16 protein-coding genes and 1 other RNA gene are annotated in these 15784 nt (G+C 69.1%); 12 read left to right on the plus strand and 5 right to left on the minus strand.

Annotated elements, in window-relative coordinates:
* Position 1: 1 nt before the first annotated feature.
* Positions 2-622, plus strand: coding sequence for a ribosome hibernation-promoting factor, HPF/YfiA family (hpf, locus tag ACFY36_RS44310; RefSeq protein WP_499751948.1), 621 nt, complete (start codon positions 2-4; stop codon positions 620-622).
* Here the strand turns inward: hpf and ACFY36_RS44315 are convergent, their stop codons facing one another.
* Positions 623-1756, minus strand: coding sequence for a GNAT family N-acetyltransferase (locus ACFY36_RS44315; RefSeq protein WP_499751949.1), 1134 nt, complete (start codon positions 1754-1756; stop codon positions 623-625). It lies immediately after the preceding gene.
* 149 nt (positions 1757-1905) lie between these two features.
* On the opposite strand from ACFY36_RS44315, the gene secA reads away from it, so the two are divergent.
* Positions 1906-4836 carry a preprotein translocase subunit SecA gene (secA, locus tag ACFY36_RS44320; RefSeq protein WP_499751950.1) on the plus strand — a complete coding sequence of 977 codons (2931 nt, stop codon included), beginning with the start codon at positions 1906-1908 and terminating at the stop codon, positions 4834-4836.
* Positions 4837-4887: 51 nt separating this feature from the next.
* On the opposite strand, the gene ACFY36_RS44325 is transcribed toward secA, so the two are convergent.
* The 3 genes from ACFY36_RS44325 to ACFY36_RS44335 all read right to left on the minus strand — a co-directional run bounded on the left by ACFY36_RS44325 (position 4888) and on the right by ACFY36_RS44335 (position 6294).
* A complete protein-coding gene (locus tag ACFY36_RS44325; protein ID WP_499751951.1) occupies positions 4888-5454 on the minus strand; it encodes an Rv3235 family protein in 567 nt (188 codons plus the stop codon).
* A gap of 114 nt (positions 5455-5568) precedes the next feature.
* Positions 5569-5796 carry a helix-turn-helix transcriptional regulator gene (locus ACFY36_RS44330; RefSeq protein WP_499751952.1) on the minus strand — a complete coding sequence of 76 codons (228 nt, stop codon included), beginning with the start codon at positions 5794-5796 and terminating at the stop codon, positions 5569-5571.
* Between the two features lie 24 nt (positions 5797-5820).
* Positions 5821-6294 carry an Lrp/AsnC family transcriptional regulator gene (locus tag ACFY36_RS44335; RefSeq protein ID WP_499751953.1) on the minus strand — a complete coding sequence of 158 codons (474 nt, stop codon included), beginning with the start codon at positions 6292-6294 and terminating at the stop codon, positions 5821-5823.
* Between the two features lie 92 nt (positions 6295-6386).
* Here ACFY36_RS44335 and ACFY36_RS44340 point away from each other — a divergent pair, with 92 nt between their 5' ends.
* Together ACFY36_RS44340 and ACFY36_RS44345 are read left to right on the plus strand one after the other, a co-directional pair.
* A complete protein-coding gene (locus ACFY36_RS44340; RefSeq protein WP_499751954.1) occupies positions 6387-6887 on the plus strand; it encodes a rhodanese-like domain-containing protein in 501 nt (166 codons plus the stop codon).
* Positions 6888-7166: 279 nt separating this feature from the next.
* Complete coding sequence (locus tag ACFY36_RS44345; RefSeq protein ID WP_499751955.1) at positions 7167-7676, plus strand: DUF6912 family protein; 510 nt, start codon at positions 7167-7169, stop codon at positions 7674-7676.
* Positions 7677-7710: 34 nt separating this feature from the next.
* On the opposite strand, the gene ACFY36_RS44350 is transcribed toward ACFY36_RS44345, so the two are convergent.
* Positions 7711-8859 carry a hypothetical protein gene (locus ACFY36_RS44350; protein WP_499751956.1) on the minus strand — a complete coding sequence of 383 codons (1149 nt, stop codon included), beginning with the start codon at positions 8857-8859 and terminating at the stop codon, positions 7711-7713.
* Between the two features lie 322 nt (positions 8860-9181).
* Between ACFY36_RS44350 and ACFY36_RS44355 the strand changes: the two genes are divergently transcribed.
* The 8 genes from ACFY36_RS44355 (at position 9182) to ssrA (ending at position 15666) form a co-directional block, all read left to right on the plus strand.
* Positions 9182-9697 (plus strand): PadR family transcriptional regulator, encoded by a 516-nt coding sequence (locus ACFY36_RS44355; RefSeq protein WP_498657287.1) that lies wholly within the window; start codon positions 9182-9184, stop codon positions 9695-9697.
* Positions 9698-9764: 67 nt separating this feature from the next.
* The gene (gene prfB / locus ACFY36_RS44360; protein WP_499751957.1) at positions 9765-10877 is read left to right on the plus strand and encodes a peptide chain release factor 2; all 1113 of its coding nucleotides are present in this window, start codon (positions 9765-9767) and stop codon (positions 10875-10877) included.
* A gap of 144 nt (positions 10878-11021) precedes the next feature.
* Positions 11022-11702, plus strand: a complete 681-nt coding sequence (gene ftsE, locus ACFY36_RS44365; RefSeq protein WP_097319361.1) for a cell division ATP-binding protein FtsE — start codon at positions 11022-11024, stop codon at positions 11700-11702.
* A gap of 68 nt (positions 11703-11770) precedes the next feature.
* Positions 11771-12646 (plus strand): permease-like cell division protein FtsX, encoded by an 876-nt coding sequence (ftsX, locus tag ACFY36_RS44370; protein WP_499751958.1) that lies wholly within the window; start codon positions 11771-11773, stop codon positions 12644-12646.
* A gap of 131 nt (positions 12647-12777) precedes the next feature.
* Complete coding sequence (locus ACFY36_RS44375) at positions 12778-13962, plus strand: M23 family metallopeptidase (RefSeq protein WP_499751959.1); 1185 nt, start codon at positions 12778-12780, stop codon at positions 13960-13962.
* Positions 13963-14016: 54 nt separating this feature from the next.
* Positions 14017-14493 (plus strand): SsrA-binding protein SmpB, encoded by a 477-nt coding sequence (gene smpB / locus ACFY36_RS44380; protein ID WP_499751960.1) that lies wholly within the window; start codon positions 14017-14019, stop codon positions 14491-14493.
* Between the two features lie 45 nt (positions 14494-14538).
* The gene (locus tag ACFY36_RS44385; RefSeq protein ID WP_499751961.1) at positions 14539-15255 is read left to right on the plus strand and encodes a cellulose binding domain-containing protein; all 717 of its coding nucleotides are present in this window, start codon (positions 14539-14541) and stop codon (positions 15253-15255) included.
* A 34-nt stretch (positions 15256-15289) separates the two neighbouring features.
* Positions 15290-15666: a transfer-messenger RNA gene (ssrA, locus tag ACFY36_RS44390) on the plus strand.
* Positions 15667-15784: the final 118 nt, after the last annotated feature.

Below are 15784 nucleotides of genomic sequence, written 5' to 3' on the forward strand. Positions count from 1 at the left end.
AGTGGACATTGTCGTCAAGGGCCGCAACGTAGAGGTTCCCGACCACTACCGGGAACACGTCGCCGACAAGCTGAGCAAGGTCGAGCGTTACGACCAGAAGCTGATGAGAGCGGACGTCGAGCTGTTCCACGAGCGCAACCCGCGCCAGTCGGACAATTGCCAGCGAGTCGAGATCACCGTCATGACGAGAGGCCCGGTCATTCGTGCCGAGGCCTGCGCCAAGGACTTCTACGCAGCCCTGGACTGCGCCATCGCCAAACTCGACGGCAGGTTGCGCCGCTCGGCCGACCGTCGTCGCGTCCACCGCGGGCGCCGCGCGCCCGTCTCGGTCGCGGCCGCCACCGCGAGCCTGCCGACCGACCTCAGCCTGGCCCAAACGGCCGAGGAGAGCTCATCCGTCGCCACCGCCCTGGCCGAGCACGACGAAGACCAGCCGTGGCGCATCGTGCGGGAGAAGGAACACCCCGCCGACCCGATGACCGTCGACGACGCCCTCTTCCAGATGGAGCTCGTCGGCCACGACTTCTATCTCTTCCTCGACAAGGACAGCGGCCGCCCCAGCGTCGTCTACCGGCGCCGCGGCTACGACTACGGCATCCTGTCGCTGGAGACCACGGGTTAGTCACCCATCAAGCCGAGGGCCTTCCGTCAGAAGGTCCTCGGCCAGGAGGACGTACTGCACGTCGTCGACCCGGCCACCGTCCGGGCCGGGCAGGCGCGATCGCATGTACGCCTCCTGCCGGAAGCCCGCCTTCTCGAGCACCCGCTGCGAGCCCTTGTTGGTCGGCACCGCGCCGGCGATCAGACGGGCCACGCTGGTCTCGGCGAAGACCCAGAGCGAGAGCAGCTGGGCCGCGCGGGTCACCAGGCCACGTCCCCGGAACGCCGGCAGCATGCTGTATCCGATCATCGCCTGACCGGTGACCGGCTCGTCGTTGAACAGGCCGATGTCGCCGGCCGGCGCGCCCGTGGCCACATCCTCGATGACCAGGTCGGCCCGGGCGCCGGCCAGCCAGTGGGCCTCGGCCCGGTAACAGCGCTGGTGGATCTTCTCCGGCGTCGGCGGCACCGGTGGCACGCTGGTCGCCACCACGTCGGGCAGCCCGAGCAGCTCGGTCAGGAACGGCACGTCGCCCGGCCCGAGCGGGCGCAGCCGCACCACGCCGTCGGTCAGCTCGCCGCCGGGCAGGTCGGGCAGCAGGCGGGGCACCGGCTCGCCGTCGTCGCCCGCGATCCGGGCGAAGGCCAGCATGTCGTCGCGGCCGCCGGCCCGGTCGGGTTGTGCGCCGCGGCGTACGCCCTCGCGCTGGTAGCCCGCGGCCAGGGCCACCCGCTGGCTGACCGGGTTGTCCCAGTGCGTCATCAGCTCCAGCCGCTGGAGGCCGTGCTTGAAGGCGTGCGCGCTCAGGGTCCGTACGGCCGCCGTGGCCACGCCGCGGCCGCGCGCCCAGGGACCCACCCAATATCCGATCTCGGCCTGGCCCCGGCTGGGCACCGCCTTGTCGAAGCCGACACCGCCGAGCAACTCGTCGGTCTCGGGGTCGGCCACCGCGTAGAAGGCGCCGCCCTCGGCGAACAGCGAGTCGATCCGCTCGGCGATGAAGGTCTCGGCCTGCGTGACCGTGAAGGGTGAGGGCACCACGGTCAGGAACCGCTGGGACATCTGATCGTTGTAGCCCTCGGCGAGTGCTTCGGCGTCCTCCGGCCGGAAAGCTCGCAGACGCACCCCTTCACCGTTGATCTCCGCGCTTCGCACGCGGCCCATCCTGCCCGAAGGACTGCGCTCTAAGCGAACTTGTTGCACCGTTTCGCCCCATTTGTGCGGTTAACCGGAGGCTCGGGTCACAGCTTCGGAGGAAGGGTGCCTACCATGGTTCCGCAGACTGTCTAGGGGAGCGCTGACCCGTGTCGATATTGGAAAAGGTCCTACGCGCCGGCGAAGGCCGCATGGTGCGACGGCTCAAGGCGATCGCGCAAGCGGTCAATTCGATCGAGGAAGACTATGTCGACCTCACGGACGACGAGTTGCGCGAGTGCACCCTGCAGTTCCAGGAGCGCTACGCGGATGGTGAGTCCCTCGACTCCCTGCTCCCGGAGGCGTTCGCGGTGGCCCGCGAGGGCGCCAAGCGGGTGCTCGGCCAGCGGGCGTACGACGTTCAGCTCATGGGTGGCGCCGCCCTGCACTTCGGCAACATCCCCGAGATGAAGACCGGTGAGGGCAAGACCCTGACCGGTGTGTTCCCGGCCTACCTCAACGCGTTGAGCGGCAAGGGCGTGCACATCATCACGGTGAACGACTACCTCGCACAGCGCGACGCCGAGTGGGTCGGCCGGGTGCATGTCTTCCTCGGCCTCACCGTCGGCGTGATCCTGCCCAACCGGCCCGCCGCGGACCACCGCGAGGCCTACCTGTGCGACATCACGTACGGCACCAACAACGAGTTCGGCTTCGACTACCTGCGCGACAACATGGCGTGGTCGAAGGACGAGCTGGTGCAGCGCGGCCACAACTTCGCGATCGTCGACGAGGTCGACTCGATCCTCATCGACGAGGCGCGCACCCCGCTGATCATCTCCGGCCCGGCCGAGCACTCGGCCCGGTGGTACGGCGAGTTCGCCGCCCTGGTCAGCCGCCTCCAGCGCGGCAAGGAGGGCGAGGCCGACTACGACGTCGACGAGGCCAAGCGCACCATCGCGATCACCGAGCGCGGCGTGGCCAAGGTCGAGGACCGCCTCGGCATCGACAACCTCTACGAGTCGGTGAACACCCCGCTGGTCGGCTACCTGAACAACGCCATCAAGGCCAAGGAGCTGTACAAGCGCGACAAGGACTACATCGTCGACGAGGGCGGCGAGGTCCTCATCGTCGACGAGTTCACCGGCCGCATCCTGCACGGGCGCCGCTACAACGAGGGCATGCACCAGGCCATCGAGGCCAAGGAGGGCGTCGAGGTCAAGCAGGAGAACCAGACGCTGGCCACCATCACGCTGCAGAACTACTTCCGGCTCTACGAGAAGCTCGGCGGCATGACCGGTACGGCGCAGACCGAGGCCGGCGAGTTCAACAGCGTCTACAAGGTCGGCGTCGTGTCCATCCCGACCCACCGGCCGATGGTCCGCATCGACCACCCGGACGTCATCTACAAGACCGAGAAGGCGAAGTTCGACGCGGTCATCGAGGACATCGCCGAGCGCCACGCCACCGGCCAGCCGGTGCTGGTCGGCACGGTCTCGGTGGAGAACTCCGAGATCCTCTCGACGCTCCTGCGCCGTCGCGGCATCCCGCACAGCGTGCTGAACGCGAAGTTCCACGCCCAGGAGGCGACGATCATCGCCCAGGCCGGCCGTAAGGGCGGCGTCACGGTGGCGACGAACATGGCCGGCCGTGGTACGGACATCCTGCTCGGCGGCAACCCCGAGTTCCTCGCGGCCAACGACCTCCACCAGCGCGGCCTCGACCCGGTCGAGAGCCCGGAGGAATACGCCAAGGCGCTCGAAGAGGTCCTGCCGACGTGGAAGGAGGCCTGCGAGGCCGAGGCGGCCGAGGTGCAGGCCGCGGGCGGTCTCTACGTGCTCGGCACCGAGCGCCACGACTCCCGCCGCATCGACAACCAGCTGCGCGGCCGCTCCGGCCGTCAGGGCGACCCGGGCGAGTCCCGGTTCTACCTGTCGCTGCAGGACGACCTGATGAAGCGGTTCCGGGCCGGCGCGGTCGAGGCGGTCATGGAGCGCTTCAACATCCCGGACGACGTGCCGATCGAGTCCAAGATGGTGACCCGCCAGATCCGCAGCGCACAGACCCAGATCGAGGGCCAGAACGCCGAGATCCGCAAGAACGTCCTCAAGTACGACGAGGTCCTCAACAAGCAGCGCCAGGTCATCTACGCCGAGCGCCGCCGGGTGCTCGACGGCGAGGACATGCACGAGCAGGTCCAGCACATGATCGACGACGTGGTCACCGACTACGTCGTGGGCGCCACCTCCGAGGGCTACGCGGAGGACTGGGACCTCGAGCAGCTCTGGACGAACCTCAAGCGCCTCTACCCGCTGACCCTCACGATCGAGGACGTCATCGACGAGTCCGGCGGTGAGCGCCAGACGATCGACCAGGACTTCCTGGTGGCGCAGCTCAAGGACGACGCGCAGAAGGCGTACGAGACGCGCGAGGAGGAGCTCGGCGCCGAAGCGGTGCGCGAGCTCGAGCGCCAGGTGCTGCTCAACGTCATCGACCGCAAGTGGCGCGAGCACCTCTACGAGATGGACTACCTGCAGGAAGGCATCAGCCTGCGGGCGTACGCCCAGCGCGACCCGGTGGTCGAATATCAGCGCGAGGGCTTCGACATGTTCAACCAGATGATGGACGGCATCAAGGAGGAGGCGGTCGGCTACCTGTTCAACCTGGAGGTCCAGGTCGAGGAGCAGCCGACGGTGACGGTCGACCCGAGCAAGGCGGTTCCCCTGCCGGCCGGCGGCGTCATGGCCGACGGGAGCGCCAACGAGACCGACTCCGACCGTGTCGAGGTCCGGGCCAAGGGTCTCGGCGGTCCCCGCCGGTCGCAGCAGAACCTCCAGTACACGGCGCCGGCCATCGACGGCGAGGCCGGCGAGGGCTCGCCGGTCATCCAGCCGGGCCAGCAGCAGCAGGCGCCGGCCCTGGGCATCGGCCCGGGCGGTTCCCCGGTGCCGGCCAGCCCCGCACACACCCCGGCCCCGCAGCGGCGCGGCGCGTCGCCGGCGGGCCAGCAGGAGTCGAACGGGCCGTCCCGTAACGCCCCCTGCTACTGCGGCTCGGGCAAGAAGTACAAGCGCTGCCACGGAGCCCCCGGGGCAGTCTGACCCAGCGCCTTGAACGGCCCGCCGGCGAAATCGCCGGCGGGCCGTTGTGCTTTACCTCCGCCCCTGGTGGATCAGGCGCAGGGCGGTGGCCGCCCACGCCTGCTGGTGGATCTCCATGCGCAGCGCCGTGGCCCACGTGTGCTCGCCGATCTGGAGGGGCGCGGCGGCCTCGACGACGCCGGGCCGGGGCTCGCAGAGATGCAGGCGCAGGATCGCGACCGGCACCGGCTTGCGGGAGGGGCGGCGGCCCGCGCGGAGCCCGGCCAGCCGGGCCAGGCCCTGTGCGCCCTCGGAGACCACGTCGGCGGCCTCGGCCGGGCGGGCGAGGTGGCGCAGGTGGGCCGGCGGCCGATAGCCGTTCAGGACCTCCACACAGGCGTGCAGGAAGCGTTTGACGGCCAGGCCGGCGTCGCGCGAGGCCCGGGCCGCCGCGTCCGGCGCCGGGGCCTCGGAGCGGGGCAGGACGGTGCTGAGCCGCGCGGCCGGGCCGGAGCCGGGCAGATCGAGGGCCAGCTGGCCGGAGGACCACAGGCCGGTGCCGTCCTCGTCGTCGAACGGCGGCTCGCATCGGGGAGCGGGCCGGACCGCCAGCGCCGCCGATCTTCGTTCGCTCCCCATCACGCTCACCCCAGTTCTTGCGTTTGCCTTCGTTTGCTTACGATGGCGATTCTTCCGGGACGCGTGAGGGTGGGCAACGGGCCTTGTCCGATGCGGGAAGAGGGGCAAAAGGCGCTAGTCGGCCTCCGGGTTGACCAGCGGATTGCCGGCCACCCAGGCGGCCGTCTCGGCGTACTTCCGCTCGATGTATTCCTCGAGACGGGCCCGCTCGACCCGCCACTGGCCGCGGCCGCCGATCTTGATCGCGGGCAGCTCGCCGCTGCGGACCATGTGGTAGACCTGCGAGTCCGAGACGTTCAGCTCGGCGGCGACGTCGGCCAGCAGCAGGAATCGGGGCTCCATCCGCGTCAGTTTGCCACCGGCGGCCTACGTTTGCTTGCCCGTGTCCTCGGGTGAGGAGATCGGGCGCGCCGGCAGCGGGCTGGAGTAGACGACGCTGGTCGTCACGGCGCCCAGCCCGGCGATGCGGCCGGTCACTTCCTCCAGATGGCGCATGGAACGGGTCAAAACCTTGAGGATGAAGCAGTCCTCGCCGGTCACGTGATGCGCCTCGACGATCTCCGGCGTGGAGTCGAGCAGCGCGTGGAACGGCCGGTAGTTGCCGGTCGGATAGCGGAGCCGCACGAAGGCCATCACCTGGAGGCCGACCCGCTCGGGCTCGATTCGGGCCTGATATCCGGCGATAACTCCCGATTCCTCGAGGCGCCGGATGCGTTCGGCCACGGCGCTGGGCGACATGGCAACGGCACGGGCCAGTTCGGCGTACGAGGAACGGCCGTCCCGCTGCAACTCGGCAAGCAGACGCCAGTCGGTGCGGTCGAGCGCGATTTCCGTGGCCATGGCGGCCATCTAAGCCTGTTTCCCCGCCTGTACGCCAGTTCCGCCGTCGAAGCGTCATGGAGCAAGATCCGCCAGGCTCCTAGTTTGGTGTCATGACGACAACATCGCAGGTCAACAGTTCGGCGGCGGCGTTCTTCGCGGCGCGGCTCGACTTCCAGACCGACGTGTCCGACGTGCGGGCCGGGCTCGGCGACGGCTTGGTGCTGATCGACTCGCGGTCGCCGGCGGCGTGGGACCAGGGCCACATCCCCGGCGCGGTCCACCTGCCCACGGCGGAGATCGCCACCCGGGCCGCCGAACTGCTCGACCCGGCGGTCCCGGTGGTCACGTACTGCTGGGGACCGGGCTGCAACGGGGCGACCCGGGCGGCGCTGGCCCTGTCCCTGGCCGGCTACTCGGTGAAGGAGATGATCGGCGGCATCGAGTACTGGATCCGCGAGGGCTTCCCGCTGCGCACCGCGGACGGGGAGGTCACCGCGGAGCCCGACCCGCTCACCGCTCCGGTCGCCGGACCCATCGCGTCCGGCCTCCGCGTCGCGCCGGCCGCAGGGTTGATCACCCTGGACGGGGCAGCGCCGGCCTGCGGTTGCTGAGGCGGCGCACCTTCCCTGGCGAGGCGGCGCACCTTCCCCGGTGAGACGGCGCACCTTCCCCGGTGAGACGGCGCACCTTCTCCGGTGAGACGGCGCACCTTTCCCGGGTGGCCGGCGGCGCTCCCCGCCGGGTGACCATGGCGGTGACCCGGCACGCCACGCCGGGTGACCATGGCGGGTGACCCGGCACGCCACGATCCGGACACGACTGGTGGAATGGGCCTACCCGGAGCCGTCGCGGCGGTGTACTACGGGGACGGTTCAACCGCAGGAGGAGACGTGCCGATCACCGAGCTGGTCCGGGTCTACGTGCCGGCCACTGTGCCGCTGCTCGGGGCCTTGCGCGCCTCAGGTCAGCTGGGCGCCGGGCCGCTGGAGGCGCACGCGGTGACACCCGCGCTGCGCGAGTGGTACGCCGAGGGCGATGAGGAGGAGCTCGAATACGTGGCGTTCACCCGCGCCGCCCAGGCCGCCCTCCAGCTGCTGCGCCACGACCCGGCCGCGCCCCGCCGCCGCGTGGTGGTCTCGGCCGACGTGCCCGCCTCGTCCCTGGTGCCGCAGCAGAACGAGCTCGGCTCGAGCACGGTCGAGCTGCCGCAGCCGCTGTCGCTCAAGGAGGTCGCCTCGATCCACCTCGACGGCGCCGACGCCGCCGAGTCGGTGGCCGCCGCGGCCGACGTGGTCGACGAGGCCCTGGCCGGCGACCCCGACGCCCAGTTCACGGTCGACAGCGCCGAGGACCACGAACTCGAGTGGTACGCCGTCTCCGAACTGGACGAACTGCTCTGACCCGCCCGTTCTGACCCGCCCGCTTCGACCCGGCTCAGTCAGCCGTTTTGTCGGACTTTCCGCTCGTGACCTTTTCGGCGGCGGCTGTGGCCTCGTTCTCGTCGGCTTCGTCCACGGCCCCCGGCGTCGCGGTGGCGGTGGTCGCCGACGTCGCGGTGGTCTCCGGCGTCGCGGCAGTGGTGGCCTCCGGCTCCTCCGGGGCGCGGCGGACGCGGCCCGAGCGGGAGACCGGGGCGACGGTCGGGGGCTCGTCCTCTTCGTCGTCGTCCTCGGCCGGGCGGATCGTGCGGCCCACGGCGAACATCGCGCTGAGGGCGCCCACGAACAGGACGACCAGGGCGCTGTCGAGCCGGGCGCCGCTGAGCATCTGCTGCACCACGAGCTCAAGATCGCTCACCTTGCCGGCCAGCTCGAGGACCCGGGAGCCGGCCGTGCGGGTCAGCACCTCGGCGATCACCAGCAGCAGACCGGGGCCGCCACCGGCCACGGCGTAGAAGCCCCAGGGCACGTCCAGCTCGCCGCTGCGCTTGCGGGCGCGGCGGAGCAGCTTGTATGCCACCAGGCCGGCCGCGAGACCACTGAGGAACGACTGACCGTACGAGAACCACTGGGCCGCGCCGGCCTGTGAGGACTGTGTGTCCCGAGAGCCCAGCGCGGTCAGCAGCGGGCTCTGGAACAGGTTGAGGACGAAGCCGACCACGAAGACCGCGACCGAGCCCCAGCCGATCGCCGTGATGACGCGGGGCACGCGGAAGCCGGCCAGGGCGCCGCCGATGGTGGCTGCGGCGGCGATGGTGCCGCCCACCACGGCGTACATCCAGCCCTCGGTGTTGATCGTCACGACCGTCAGAGCGCCGACCAGGCCGATCAGCAGGCCCGTGCCGGTCGCGACCGCGAAACGTGTGGTGGCGCCCAGCGTGTGGCGGCGGGAGATCAGGCCCAGCACGGCGAGGCCGGTCGCGGCGCCGGTGACGAGCGCGGCCGAGATGGCGCCGGGCAGCGCGTACGCCGTGGAGGTCACCTCCATCTCGGCGTCCTCACGGCCCGTGATCGTCGCGCGGGCCGACCACAGCATGGCGCCCATCCAGATCAGGGTGGCGAGCGCGAGAAGAAGACCCGTCGACGAGGGTTGCTCGGCGCTGGCGTCCGCTTTGGGCGGCGCTGGGGTTTCCTGCTCACTCATGGCCCTCAGAGTAACCGCCGAAGCTCAAAGGGGCGGCCGGGCGTCCACAGCCCGGCTTGCCAGACATTGCGGCTTTTGGGGGTCGCCACGCCGAATTCGGGAACGCGTACGTACCTTTTCGTCCGTTTGCTGCCCGGCATCGCCGTCTGACCGTTTAGGTCGCGCCATTTTACCTGGTCAAGAGCAAGTTTCGTGGCCGAACGCGCCGGGCCGACACTCGAAGTCGGACTGTCTGTGCGGGACAGTCGTTTGTGGAGACGCAAAATGGACGGATCGGGCGAAATCCTGGACGTCGGCGCGACAAAGTGGCAGCTTAGAAGGCATGCCCGACTCTCAAATCAATCCCACGGCTGCCGCTTTGCTCGGCCTGCTCCACGAAGGGCCCATGACTGGCGGACAGCTCATGGCGGCTGCCGAACGCCGCCTCGGGCCATACTGGTCGATGACGCGGAGCCAGGTCTACCGCGAATTGCCGGTTCTCGCCGAAATGGGCTACGTCCGTCTCGGTAAGCCCGGACCCAGATCCAGCCAGCCCTACGCGATCACCGCCTCCGGCAAGCGAGCCTTCAGCCGGTGGCTTGCCGAGTCTCCGGGCCGGGACGCTCTGCGCAACCCGGTCGCTCTCCGTGTCGCCTTCGGGGAGCAGCACAGCGGCAATCAGTTGCAGACCCTCTACACCGGCGCGAGCGAGTACCACTCCGAGGCGCTCGCCATGGCCAAGGAGCAGGCTAAGGAGGCGAAGAAGGCGGGGGACTCGTACGGCGCGGCCGCGCTGGAGTTCGCCGTCGCCTATCACAAGGCCGCGCTCAGCTGGCTCAAGGTCGCCCCGGCCAACTGAACTCCGGCAACTGAACACCCTGCGGCCCCGGCCAGATCTTGGCCGGGGCAGCGTATTCTTGACTGTCGTGACCGCTGCCGACTATCCCGAGCAACTCAAAGCCCTCGACGCCACCCTGCGCAACATCGAGAACGTCCTGGACGTCGACAAGCTGCGGCGGGACAAGGCAGACCTCGAGGAGCAGGCCTCCGCGCCCGACCTGTGGGACGACCAGGCCCGCGCGCAGGACGTCAACAGCCGTTTGTCGTACGTCTCCGGTGAGATCAACCGTCTCGAGAGGCTGCGCTCCCGCCTCGACGACGCGGGTCTGCTGCTGGAGATGGCCGAGGCCGAGGGCGACAGCGCCTCGGTCGACGAGGTCGGCGAGGAACTCGTCGGGCTCACCAAGGCCATCGAGGAGATGGAGGTCCGCACCCTTCTCTCCGGCGAGTACGACGCCCGCGAGGCCGTGGTGTCGATCCGGGCCGGCGCCGGTGGCGTCGACGCCGCCGACTTCGCCGAGATGCTCCTGCGGATGTACCTGCGCTGGGCCGAGCGCCACGGCTACCCGACCGAGGTCTACGACACCTCGTACGCCGAGGAGGCCGGCCTCAAGTCCGCCACCTTCGCCGTCAAGGTGCCGTACGCGTTCGGCACGCTGAGCGTCGAGTCCGGCACCCACCGGCTCGTCCGGATCAGCCCGTTCGACAACCAGGGCCGCCGCCAGACCAGCTTCGCCGGCGTCGAGGTGATGCCGGTCGTCGAGACCACCGATCACATCGACATCCCGGAGAACGAGCTCCGCGTCGACGTCTACCGTTCGTCGGGTCCTGGTGGACAGAGCGTTAACACCACCGACTCCGCTGTGCGCCTGACGCACATTCCGACGGGCATCGTCGTGACGTGTCAGAACGAGAAATCGCAGCTTCAGAACAAGGCCTCGGCCATGCGCGTGCTCCAGGCGCGGCTCCTCGAGCGCAAGCGCCAGGAGGAGGAGGCCGAGCTCGCCGGCCTCAAGCAGGACACCACTGGATCTTGGGGCGATCAGATGCGGTCGTACGTCCTGCACCCCTACCAGATGGTCAAGGATCTGCGCACTGAGCAGGAGACGGGCAACCCGTCCTCGGTCTTCGACGGCGAGATCGACGAGTTCATCGAGGCCGGCATCAAGTGGCGCAAGACGTCCGAGAAGGCCAGCTGATCACGAGATCCCGGTGATCTCCATACGCATGGCGACGGCGTCCGGACCCTCGGTCGGGACGCCGTCAAGTTTTGACGCCTCGGGTGCAATTTGGCGGACCCGGCGGGGTTGGCGTTTTCGTTACACCGCGTAGACTGCGTTCCCGTGATTCAGCTCGAGAACGTGACGAAGACGTACCCCAAGGCGTCTCGGCCGTCGTTGGACGATGTCAGCGTCGGTATCGAGAAGGGTGAGTTCGTCTTCTTCATCGGCCCCTCCGGTTCCGGCAAGTCGACGATCATCAAGCTCCTCCTGCACGAGGTCGCACCGACCCAGGGCAAGGTGATGGTCAACGCCAAGGACGTGACCTCCATCCGCTCGTGGAAGATCCCGCACTTCCGCCGCTCGATCGGCTGCGTGTTCCAGGACTTCCGCCTGCTGCCCAACCGCACCGCGTACGAGAACGTGGCCTTCGCCCTCGAGGTCATCGGCAAGACCAAGGCCGTCTCCCGGCGGGTCGTGCCCGAGGTCCTCGAGCTCGTGGGTCTCGGCGGCAAGGAACACCGCTACCCGCACGAGCTCTCCGGTGGTGAGCAGCAGCGTGTCGCGGTGGCCCGCGCGTTCGTCAACCGGCCGCTCATTCTTCTCGCCGACGAGCCCACCGGTAACCTCGACCCGGACACGTCGATCGAGATCATGCGCCTGCTGGACCGGATCAACCGGACCGGCACCACGGTCGTGATGGTCACGCACGACTCCAACATCGTCAACCAGATGCGCCGCCGCGTCATCGAGATCGAGAGCGGCCGCATCGTTCGTGACCAGGCCCGAGGCGTCTACGGCTGAGCCGGCTCCGCCCCCATCCCCCCAAAGATTGACTCGGTAATGCGCGGAGTCCCGGAAGGAACCCCCCGATGCGCTTGAAGTACGTCCTCAACGAGGTCCTGGTGGGCCTGTGGCGAAACGTCACGATGACGGTCGCCATGATCATCACCATGTCGGTCTCGCTGACCATGCTGGGCGCTAGCGTTCTGCTGTACTTGCAGGTCGACCAGATGAAGGATTACTACTACGGGAACATCGAGGTCTCGATCTTCCTACGGTCGGACGTCACCGAGGCCCAGCGCCAGGCGGTCGACCAGGCGATCTCCTCGAACCCGCTGGTCGCCGAGCGCACGTACGAGACGCGCGAAGAGGCCCTCAAGCGCTTCCAGGAGCTCTGGAAGGACTCGCCCGAGTTCGTCAAGGCGGTCGGCCCGAACAGCCTCCCCGAGTCGTTCCGGGTGAAGCTCAAGGACCCCGAGCAGTACAAGACCTTCGCCGATCAGATCAAGGGCCTCCAGGGCATCCAGGACGTGATCGACCAGCGCTCGCTGCTGGAGAAGGTCTTCAACATCTTCAACGCCATCCAGGTGGGTGCGCTTGTGGTCGCGGGGGTGATGGCGTTGGCCGCGCTGCTCCTCGTGGGAAACACCATCCAGGTCGCGGCGTACAGCAAGCGGCGCGAGGTCGCCGTGATGAAGCTGGTCGGCGCCTCGAACTGGTTCATCCAGGCCCCGTTCGTGCTCGAGGCGGTGGTGGCCGGCCTGATCGGCGCCATCCTCGGCTTCGTGGCGCTGTTCGTCAGCAAGGTGGTGCTCTTCGACCACAAGTTGCAGGCCCTGACGAACATCCTCACGCCGATCGACAACGGCAACGTCTGGCTGATGCTGCCCGTGCTGGCGGGTGTGGGCGCCGTGGTCAGCGCGGTCACCGCGTGGGTCACCCTGCGCTTCTACCTGAAGGTCTAACGTCCCGACGCTGTGTCACACGACGGCCGCGTTCCCTTTACCGGGGGAATGCGGCCGTTGGGCGTTTTAGGCGAGTACGGTGGCATTCCGTGGGGTCTTATAGCCGGATTTTTGCCTTCTTGGCGATATGTGTGAGTCTGCTGACCGCTCCGAGCCCGGCCCGCGCCGACCCCAACAGCCCCGACCAGGCCGCCCGCGCCGTCCACAAGGCCGAGGCCGTGCTTGAGGAGGCCACCGACGCCGCCCGGGCCGCCGCCCGCCGCCTCGAAGCGGCCACCGCGGCCATGCCCTCGGCCCAGCGCAAAGTCGCCACCTCCCGCGGCAGCGTGGCCGCCGCGGTCACCGCGGCCAACACCGCCTCCCGCCGGGCGCAGGCCGCCCGGGCCGCCTACGACCAGGTCGCCGGCCGCTTCCAGCAGGCACAGGACCGGGTGGCCGAGTCGCGGTCCCGGGTCGACCAGATCGCCCAGGCCAGTTACATGGGCAGCAACATCGCCCGGATCAACCTGCTGGTCGAGGCGACCGGCCCGGCCGACATGATGGACCGGCTGAGCCTGGTCGAGCAGATCATGCGTACCCAGCAGCGCGAGGTGGACACGCTGGTCGGGGCGCGGCGTGAAGCCCGTACGGCACAAGATCGAGCCGGACTCGCCAAGCGCGAGGCCGAAGAGGCCGAGACCGCGGCCAAGACCAAGCTGGCGGCCGCGAAAGCGGCCCAGATGGCCGCCGAGCGCGCCCGGAAGGCGCTGGAGGCCCTGACCGCGAGCCGGGCCCAGGCGCTGCGCGTGGCGAACTCCCAGCGGGCGGCGGTGCTGGCCCGCTACCGCGCGGCCAAGGCCGAGGAGGCGCGGATCCAGTCGGCCCTGCGCGGCTACTCGGTCAAGTCGGGGGAGACGCGCTACGAGGGCGGCCGGCTCTACATGCCGGTCAACGGCTGGAAGTCCAGCGACTATGGGCAGCGATACGACCCGTACTACCGGGTGTGGCAACTGCATGCCGGAGCGGACTTCGCGGCCGGCGGCGGCACACCGATCCACGCCGCGGCGTACGGGCGGGTGATCAGGGCCGGATGGGCCGGCGGCTACGGCCGCTACACCTGCCTCGACCACGGGAAGATCAGCGGCGTCGGCTTCACGACGTGTTACGGCCACCAGTCGGCGATCCTCGTGCACATCGGCGAGTACGTACGCCGCGGCGAGATCATCGGGCGGGTCGGCACCACCGGCGCCTCCACCGGCAACCATCTGCACTTCGAGACGCGCTTCGACGGGGCGCCCCGCAACCCGGTGCACTACCTGCCGCCGTGCCTGTGTTGACCCCTGTAACATTGACGGGTTGGTTTCGCACTCGTCCATAGGGGGTCGCTGGTCATGCCACGCGAACAGGGGCGCAAAGTCGTCGCCTCCAACCGCAAGGCCCGCCACGACTACAGCATCCTCGACACGTACGAGGCGGGCCTCCAGCTCACCGGCACCGAGGTCAAGTCGCTGCGGGCGGGCCGGGCGTCGCTGGTCGACGCGTTCGGCCAGGAGACGTACGGCGAACTCTTCCTGCACGGCATGCACATCCCGGAGTACACGCAGGGCACGTGGACCAACCACGAGCCCCGCCGCACCCGCAAACTGCTGCTCCACCGCGAGGAGATCGCCAAGATCCGCGGCAAGCTCCGCGACGACGGCGTCACGCTGGTCCCGCTCCAGGTCTACTTCAACAACGGGTACGCCAAGGTTGAGATCGGCCTCGCCAAGGGCAAGAAGAGCTACGACAAGCGGCAGGACTTGGCGACACGAGACGCCCAGAAGGAAATCAACCGGGCAGTCGGACGACGTGCGAAAGGCATCAGCTGAGGTATGCTCCGCCCGCTTCTTTGATCTTCGCGGGGGGATTCGCCGTTGCCTTCCAAGCATTCCGTGCGCCTGTTCGGCCCCGCCCGGTTCGTTCTGAGCTTCGCGGTCGCGATCCTCGTCCTGCTGGTCGTCTGGATCGCGGTGCGCGCGGTCGGCCCGGCCGAGGCGGCCCGGCAGCCGTCGGTGACGCTGCCGTCCATGCCGCAGGTGCCGCTGGTCATCTCCGACTCGCCGGTGCCGTCGTCGGCCGTGCCTAAATCGGCCACGCCCTCCACCTCGCGGTCGGCCTCCCGCACACCCTCGGCGTCGCCGTCGCACAGTCGCTCGGCCACCACACCGCCGCCGCCGTCCAGCTCCAGTCCGCAGCCGGAGAAGTCGACGTGGAACCCGACGACGAAGCCGGCCACCAAGGCGCCGACCACGGCACCCACCTCGGCCAAGCCCCAGAGCGACATCGAGGCCCAGCTGTCGGTGACGGCGAGTTGGGAGGGAGGCTACGTCGCTTTCGTACGGGTGGAGAACGACGGGGACGCAGCGGCGCAGTGGCGGGTGACCGTGTCACATTCGGGCCTCGACGACATGGAACTGCGCGGAGTCTGGAACGCCACGGGCAACCGGAACGGCAGCAGCCTCAGCTTCAGCGGCGCCTCGCTGGCTCCCGGCAAGTCCGCCACCTTCGGCTACCAGATCACGAAGAGCGGCCGGGGCGACGCCCGCCCCGCCGGTTGCAGCGCCGTGGGCGGATCTTGCAGCGTGAGGTAAACTTTGCGGGTGCCGCAGTGATGCGGCCCGACTAGGGGGTGACTGGTTTCGACTTCGTAGGTGGAGACAGGGGAAGCGAGCCGAGGAAGCCGACGTCGTCTCGAGAATCGGTCGTCGGAAACTTATAAGCGCCAAGGATAACTCCCGCGCTGACTTCGCTCTTGCCGCCTGAGGTAAGTAGCAAGTCTGTCGGCCTGGGGTCGCCTTCGACCCAGTAGCCGGCATCAGCTAGAAGGCTGGCCAAACAGTCCCAGTCGTGAGGACTGCACGGCGAGATCAAACACGACTGGGCCCGCCATCCGGACTTGCTCACGTGAGCCGGAGGGCCGAGTAGAGGCATAGTGAGCTGCGCTCGGAGAAGCCCTGACGAAGCAACGAAGGACCCGGGTTCGATTCCCGGCACCTCCACGAGTCGATGGCGGCCTGTGTTCGCAAAGTGCGCGAACCAGGTCGCCTCGTCATATCTACCTGGGGGGCGACCCCCCAGACCCCCACGGTGCGGTGGTTGCGCTGGGTGCGGTGGTTGCGC

It is taken from the genome of Actinoplanes sp. NPDC000266 (assembly GCF_042899005.1).
Taxonomy (GTDB): Bacteria; Actinomycetota; Actinomycetes; order Mycobacteriales; family Micromonosporaceae; genus Actinoplanes.

Coding starts and splice junctions, on each gene's coding strand:
- ACFY36_RS44325 (WP_499751951.1), bottom strand. CDS start 5,454: ATGGGGAGCGAACGAAGATCGGCGGCGCTGGCGGTCCGGCCCGCTCCC.
- ACFY36_RS44330 (WP_499751952.1), bottom strand. CDS start 5,796: ATGGAGCCCCGATTCCTGCTGCTGGCCGACGTCGCCGCCGAGCTGAAC.
- ACFY36_RS44335 (WP_499751953.1), bottom strand. CDS start 6,294: ATGGCCACGGAAATCGCGCTCGACCGCACCGACTGGCGTCTGCTTGCC.
- ACFY36_RS44340 (WP_499751954.1), top strand. CDS start 6,387: ATGACGACAACATCGCAGGTCAACAGTTCGGCGGCGGCGTTCTTCGCG.
- ACFY36_RS44350 (WP_499751956.1), bottom strand. CDS start 8,859: ATGAGTGAGCAGGAAACCCCAGCGCCGCCCAAAGCGGACGCCAGCGCC.
- ACFY36_RS44355 (WP_498657287.1), top strand. CDS start 9,182: ATGCCCGACTCTCAAATCAATCCCACGGCTGCCGCTTTGCTCGGCCTG.
- ftsX (WP_499751958.1), top strand. CDS start 11,771: ATGCGCTTGAAGTACGTCCTCAACGAGGTCCTGGTGGGCCTGTGGCGA.
- smpB (WP_499751960.1), top strand. CDS start 14,017: ATGCCACGCGAACAGGGGCGCAAAGTCGTCGCCTCCAACCGCAAGGCC.